This window comes from Butyricicoccus sp. (genome assembly GCF_050872565.1).
Classification (GTDB): domain Bacteria; phylum Bacillota; class Clostridia; order Oscillospirales; family Butyricicoccaceae; genus Butyricicoccus_A.
Genome location: NZ_JBNMHC010000213.1, coordinates 1 through 3,833 on the forward strand (window position 1 = coordinate 1; position 3,833 = coordinate 3,833).

4 protein-coding genes are annotated in these 3,833 nt (G+C 45.2%); 1 reads left to right on the plus strand and 3 read right to left on the minus strand.

Annotated features, from left to right (window positions below; translation table 11 throughout):
- Nucleotides 1–585: 585 nt before the first annotated feature.
- The gene (locus tag ACR0P9_RS08830; protein ID WP_432619299.1) at nt 586–1,767 is read right to left on the minus strand and encodes an IS110 family transposase; all 1,182 of its coding nucleotides are present in this window, start codon (nt 1,765–1,767) and stop codon (nt 586–588) included.
- 454 nt (nt 1,768–2,221) lie between these two features.
- Entirely contained in the window at nt 2,222–2,959 is a 738-nt protein-coding gene (locus ACR0P9_RS08835; RefSeq protein WP_432619301.1) for a YebC/PmpR family DNA-binding transcriptional regulator, read from the minus strand.
- Between the two features lie 159 nt (nt 2,960–3,118).
- On the opposite strand from ACR0P9_RS08835, the gene ACR0P9_RS08840 reads away from it, so the two are divergent.
- Complete coding sequence (locus ACR0P9_RS08840) at nt 3,119–3,241, plus strand: hypothetical protein (RefSeq protein ID WP_432619303.1); 123 nt, start codon at nt 3,119–3,121, stop codon at nt 3,239–3,241.
- 27 nt (nt 3,242–3,268) lie between these two features.
- Here ACR0P9_RS08840 and ACR0P9_RS08845 read toward each other — a convergent pair whose 3' ends face one another.
- Nucleotides 3,269–3,712: a Mini-ribonuclease 3 gene (locus tag ACR0P9_RS08845; RefSeq protein WP_432619305.1), complete on the minus strand. Its 444-nt coding sequence runs from the start codon at nt 3,710–3,712 to the stop codon at nt 3,269–3,271.
- Between the last annotated feature and the right edge of the window lie 121 nt (nt 3,713–3,833).

The window sequence follows — 3,833 nt, forward strand, 5'->3', positions numbered from 1 at the left end:
AGCTGAGAAATCTGATGATACATGAAGATACCTCCTCTTGTACAAACAAATGGGAAAATAGCTCCCTCATGAGGGAGCTATTCTTGTTTCTGTTCTGTTTTAGTATAGCATATCCGGCGGGGAAAAGACAAGAGGTTAGAGATATAAAGAGAACCAGCCAAAAGCCTTCCTCCTTGAGGAAGGTGGCGCGGCGTCAGCCGTGACGGAAGGAGCAGCACGTAAACAAGTCTGTATCAGGGTATGCCTAATTCATCAGGTCGAACTGGCTGCTCCCTCAGTCTTCGCCTGCGGCGAACCCAGCTCCCTCAAAGATGGAGCCTACTTGGCTCTCCCTCCGGGAGAGCTGTCATTTGCTTTGCAAATGACTGAGAGGGCTGAATCTTATAAGTTCGTATCGGGCAAATCTGAGAGAGTTTGTAGCTGATACAAGCCCTCTCTGTCGCTGCGCGACATCTCTCCCAGAGACTAACTATTAAATGTCAAGTCCAAAACCTATAAGTAAAGCCAAAATATAAACAATCAAAAAAGTATAGCAAAGTAGACATCCAGCAGGACGCCTACATAAACTTATGAAGTGATTGCACGTTATACTGCGATTTTGTATGATTGTTGGGATTTCTCCATTGCAAAAATTAGTCGTATTAGTTTCTTAGCGGCATGAGAGAGCGCAACATTGTAATGTTTTCCCTCAGCTCGTTTCTTTGCAAGATATGCTGCGAAGGTCGGATCCCAGAAACAAACATATTTAGTAGCATTATAAATAGCATAGCGCAGGTATCGAGAACCGCGTTTCTCCATGTGAGAATACGCACCTCTGAGCGACATCTGACCGGATTGATATGTAGATGGCGACATTCCGGCATAAGCAAGTATTTTGTCTGGTGAATCGAATCGAGAGAAGTCACCAATTTCTGCCAAAATCATTGCGCCCATCCGTACACCTATGCCTGGAATACTCGTAATAGGAGATGCAATTTCTTCCATCATTGTCTGAATGGCCGTTTCAATATCTTTAATTTCAGAATCTAATTCTTGAATCAGACGAATTGTATGCTGCAATTCAAGAGATTTAGCAGGCATCATGGAACCAATGGAACGCCGAGCTGCATTCTGAATGTTTTCTGCTACATCCTTTCCATAACGTCCTTTAGAAGCTTTATACAAGACTGATTTTAAATGTGTTTTATGTGCTGTTGCAATCTGTTTGGCACTAGGAAATTCACTAAGAAGTGCGTAAACAGATGCCATATGTAATGTTGATACCAATTTTTCCAGTTCTGGAAACAAGATTGTGACGAGTCGAGAAATGGATTGCTTTAGTTTTGCTCGTTCACGAACTTTATCAAATCTGTATCTAGTGAGTGACTTTAGCTCCTCATTGTGGTATGCTGTACTTGTGTAGGATTTGAGGTTTACATTAGACATGAGCATAGCTGCAATAGTTCGTGCATCAACTCGATCGGTCTTTGTTTTGCGAAGGCTTAGACTTTTTCGGTAAAGATTAGTATGTAATGGATTGATGACGTAGGTGTCCAGACCTTTATCGAGCAGAAATCCAAGAATATTGTAGCTGTAATGTCCAGTAGCCTCAAGTCCTACTTTTATTTTATCTTCTAGATGAGTACAACGGTGAATTACTTGCAATAATGTCTCGAAGCCATCTATGTTGTTCTGGATAGTGAATACCTCTGCCAGAACTTCACCGGTTGAACTAAGAATAAAGCAGTCGTGCTTATTCTTTGCAACGTCAATTCCTACATAAACCATGATTATGCCTCCAATGTATTGATTTGATACTGCTTCCACAGGACTCTTTACTCTTGTAGCCTTGTTTTACATAAACCGTCTGGCGGTATCTAACTGATTAACAATTCGGTAAAGAGTTGTGGTTGGAGCCTTTGGGAAACCGTCTGGCGGTAGGAGAGACATACCAATCCACAGTATCTCTTATAGTGTAGCATAGCTCTTGGAAATAAGCTTCAAAAACTACTACTCTATAATACAAGGGAGAGACGAGTCTAGCCTGTGCGTAAGGGTAAAAAGCCTTCCTCCTTGAGGAAGGTGGCGCGGCGCAAGCCGTGACGGAAGGAGCAGCGCGTGAACAAGTCTGCATCAGGGTTACCCTAATTCGTCCTGTGTGCACAAGTAAGCCAGACGCAAAAACTCCCCCAAGAGCCGCGTGCTCTCAGGGGAGTTGAGTGTTTTCTGTTTGAAAAACGAATTAATCTTCGTAGTCGTCCTCGTTTTCCCAGTTGTGCCATACGTGCTGTACGTCGTCATTGTCTTCCAAGTTGTCCAGCAGCTTGCGCATCTGTGCCATATCTTCCTGGCTCTCCAGGGTAATGGTGTTCTGCGGAACCATCTGAATCTCAGCCTGTGCAAACTCGAAGCCAGCTTCAGTCAGTGCATCACGAACAGCGGAGAAATCTTCCGGAGCGGTGTAAATCTGGAAGCAATCCTCATCTGCCTGGAAATCATCTGCACCAGCATCGAGAACTGTCATCATGGTTTCGTCTTCATCCAGATCGCCGCGCTCGATAATCAGAACGCCCTTCTGCTCAAACTGCCAAGATACACAGCCGGCATTGCCCAGGCCTGCGCCGTACTTGTCGAAGTAATGACGAACGTCTGCTACGGTACGGTTGCGGTTGTCAGTCAGGGTCTCGCAGATAACAGCGATACCGGACGGGCCGTAACCCTCATATGTATTGGATTCATAAGAAACGTTGCTCTGATTGCCCTTGTCAAGCATACGCTTGATGTTGTCGTTCGGGACGTTGTTTGCCTTTGCTTCTGCGATGCAGTCGCGCAGCTTTGCATTGTTGTCCGGGTTGTTGGAGCCGCCTTCTTTGATTGCTACAGCCATCTTACGGCCAATCTTGGTAAAGATTGCTGCTTTCTTTGCATCGTTTGCGCCCTTGCGCTTTGCGATATTATTCCACTTAGAATGTCCAGACATTGGATGATACCTCCATATAATCGTAAAATCATGCTGATTTTATTAAAAATTCCGTTGTGTACAACACCTAATTATATCATTGGAATACGCAATTGGCAACTGTATATTTTCACAATCCGTGGTCATACTAAAGGCAAAAGAAAGAGAGGTGACACAGAAATGTGCCATAACAAGAAGAATAATCAGCAGAACGAGAATCAGAACCAGTCCCAGTCTCAGAATCAGAATCAGACAAAGAACCAGAAGAACAGCCGCAACAAGAACAACACCTCGTTTTCTTAACGCAGCAGACGAAAACCCGCCTTGGCATCAGCCACGGCGGGTCGGTCTCTGGTTGTCTGCCCATTCCTGTGCGGCAGGGAGCAGAACGGTAAATAATTCATTGAGCCGATCATACGAGCCTTGCAGATACAGCCAGCCAAACAACGCTTCTACGGCTGTCGCAAGGGCGTATTCTGCGACGGAAGAGGATTTCGGTGTGCTTTTCGGCTTGGCGTTGCGTCCGTGACGAAAGACCTCCTGTTCCTCCTCTGTCAGCAGTGGGAGAATTGCCTGCGCACCGGCTGCCTGTGCACCGGCACAGACCAAATGAATGGTCTTGCGATGCAGATTTTTGTTGGTCACAAGACCGGAGTGAATGAGGTATCCGCGGGTCATCAGTTCATACACACTGTCGCCCATATGCGCCAGCGCAAGAGAACTGCACTGCTTGAGTGCCTGCTCGCTCATCAGCGGATGGAAAAAATCTGTCATAATTCAAAAAACCTTTCCCTTTTTGATAAAAACGGGGTATAATAAATAGGTAATATATAATACCCAATGCAAACGGCTTCTGCATGAGATGCAGTGCTATTATTATATACCGCATTTGCAG

What these genes read in the sequence shown, in the direction of transcription:
- ACR0P9_RS08840 (WP_432619303.1), top strand. Translation starts at nt 3,119, where the DNA reads ATGTGCCATAACAAGAAGAATAATCAGCAGAACGAGAATCAGAACCAG.
- ACR0P9_RS08830 (WP_432619299.1), bottom strand. Translation starts at nt 1,767, where the DNA reads ATGGTTTATGTAGGAATTGACGTTGCAAAGAATAAGCACGACTGCTTT.
- ACR0P9_RS08835 (WP_432619301.1), bottom strand. Translation starts at nt 2,959, where the DNA reads ATGTCTGGACATTCTAAGTGGAATAATATCGCAAAGCGCAAGGGCGCA.
- ACR0P9_RS08845 (WP_432619305.1), bottom strand. Translation starts at nt 3,712, where the DNA reads ATGACAGATTTTTTCCATCCGCTGATGAGCGAGCAGGCACTCAAGCAG.